Genomic DNA, 1608 nt, shown 5'->3' on the forward strand with positions numbered 1-1608 from the left:
AGGCTGTTTTGGAAGCAGGAATATCAACACAAAAGCATTGAATAATTTTTTTAATCTTGTAGTGACTTAATTTACTGTTTTCTATCATGATTCTAGACTAACATAATCATTTTGCTAGTCTAGAGCCATGTAAATTATACGCTAACAAAAAAGCCCTATAGGGTGATAGGGCTTTTATTTAAAACAGGATCTTCTGTTTTGAATATCGTGTGCTTAGGCAACCTTATCGTTATATTGGGTGCCGAGGCATTTGGTACACGGTGGTAGTCGGTCTGTACCAATTTCTAAGAAGACGCGATGTCCGCATTGAACACAAAAATAGAAACCTGTTCCCGGTTTTGAGCCAGCTGTAACCATCTTTGTTCTCCGTTGTTTTAGAAAATGGTCTAAGCAGTATAACTCTGTTGTGATGAATGTCTATTGTCCATTTTTGTAAATGATAGTGTCGTTAAAGCTAAGTGTTATTTTTATTTGTGATCTAATGATATTTCGTCGCTGTGCCTAATCACTTTCACTTTCTATGATAAATAGCTTGATAGCATTGGAATAAATGGAGCTAAGAAAGTATATATAGTCACATGATTAGAGAGAAAACTCATTAGCTCACCATATTGGGAAGTATATTCTGGTGTTCCAATTGAGGTTCCTAATTTTTCAATTCTTAGTTCTAGATCGCTAACTAACTCTTCCTCGATTTCAGATTTTCTCAAAGTACTTAATAAATCTAGAAACTCTTGAGGAATTTGAGAGTTATTAATTTCTTGATGGATAGTGCTGTGATGATTTCCTGAAGCTAAGTTTTGAACATTACCAGCAATATTAAAATTAAAAATCTGGGTGACTTTTTCTTGAGGAATCGGATTAGAATTCAATGCAGCTTCACCTGCTTGCGGATTTAACAGCTCAATTTCTAAAGCAAAATTTAAGATTTTTGTTTTTACTGTATCTATTATTCCTACTACAGCTGAAGCAGGTATTACTTTCCAAGCTTGCATACAATTATAACCCTCATACATCTTAGAACCGTAATGAGCAATAATCGCTGGATTCCAATCTTGAGTTAAGACCTCACTTTCATTATTTGTTAAACTCTCAAGGGTTGCAATAGGACTAAAAAAATATGCTTTTGATAAACTTTTTTGAAGTTGCTCTGGCAAACTGTAAGTCAACATATCTGCATTATTTAAAGCACTTCCAAAAGCACCTGCAAAATGGCCTTTTGAATTAACATTTAAGATTCTATAGTCAGGTACATTTTTTGGGTCTTGTGGATAGCCTTGCAATTCGAAGCTAATCCAATTCTTAAAATCTTCATTACCCAATCTATAAGCTAATATTTGACATTTTCTTAATAAATCTGAAATCTTAGCATTTGAGTTTATAGCATCAATTTGTATCTCTCTTAAAAGTGACATTTTATTCTCTAAACAATTTCAACAACTTTAATCCACCCCAACCCCTCTTTAAAAAGAGGGGAACTTCCCATTGCTGTCCCACAATTTTTCACAAGAGGAAGCTCAAATGAGCTTCCTCTTGTTTTATGGGTATTTTATCGGGTGAAAATAAAGCTTTTAAAGTTCTTCTTTCAAACAAATTCACTTGAATTAT

2 protein-coding genes and 1 pseudogene are annotated in these 1608 nt (G+C 33.6%); all 3 read right to left on the minus strand.

All coding sequences use genetic code 11. The features are described 5' to 3' along the window. Positions 1-88, minus strand: a pseudogene (locus FTV13_RS15450) (IS1595 family transposase); the annotation flags it as partial. Between the two features lie 125 nt (positions 89-213). After that, positions 214-411, minus strand: coding sequence for a zinc ribbon-containing protein (locus FTV13_RS15455; protein ID WP_257229525.1), 198 nt, complete (start codon positions 409-411; stop codon positions 214-216). Between the two features lie 107 nt (positions 412-518). Continuing rightward, the gene (locus FTV13_RS15460; protein ID WP_179993183.1) at positions 519-1415 is read right to left on the minus strand and encodes a hypothetical protein; all 897 of its coding nucleotides are present in this window, start codon (positions 1413-1415) and stop codon (positions 519-521) included. Positions 1416-1608: the final 193 nt, after the last annotated feature.

The organism is Acinetobacter sp. YH12235 (genome assembly GCF_013417705.1).
Taxonomy (GTDB): domain Bacteria; phylum Pseudomonadota; class Gammaproteobacteria; order Pseudomonadales; family Moraxellaceae; genus Acinetobacter.

Excerpts from the sequence above, each read along its gene's own strand:
- FTV13_RS15460 (WP_179993183.1), bottom strand. The coding sequence starts at position 1,415 with ATGTCACTTTTAAGAGAGATACAAATTGATGCTATAAACTCAAATGCT.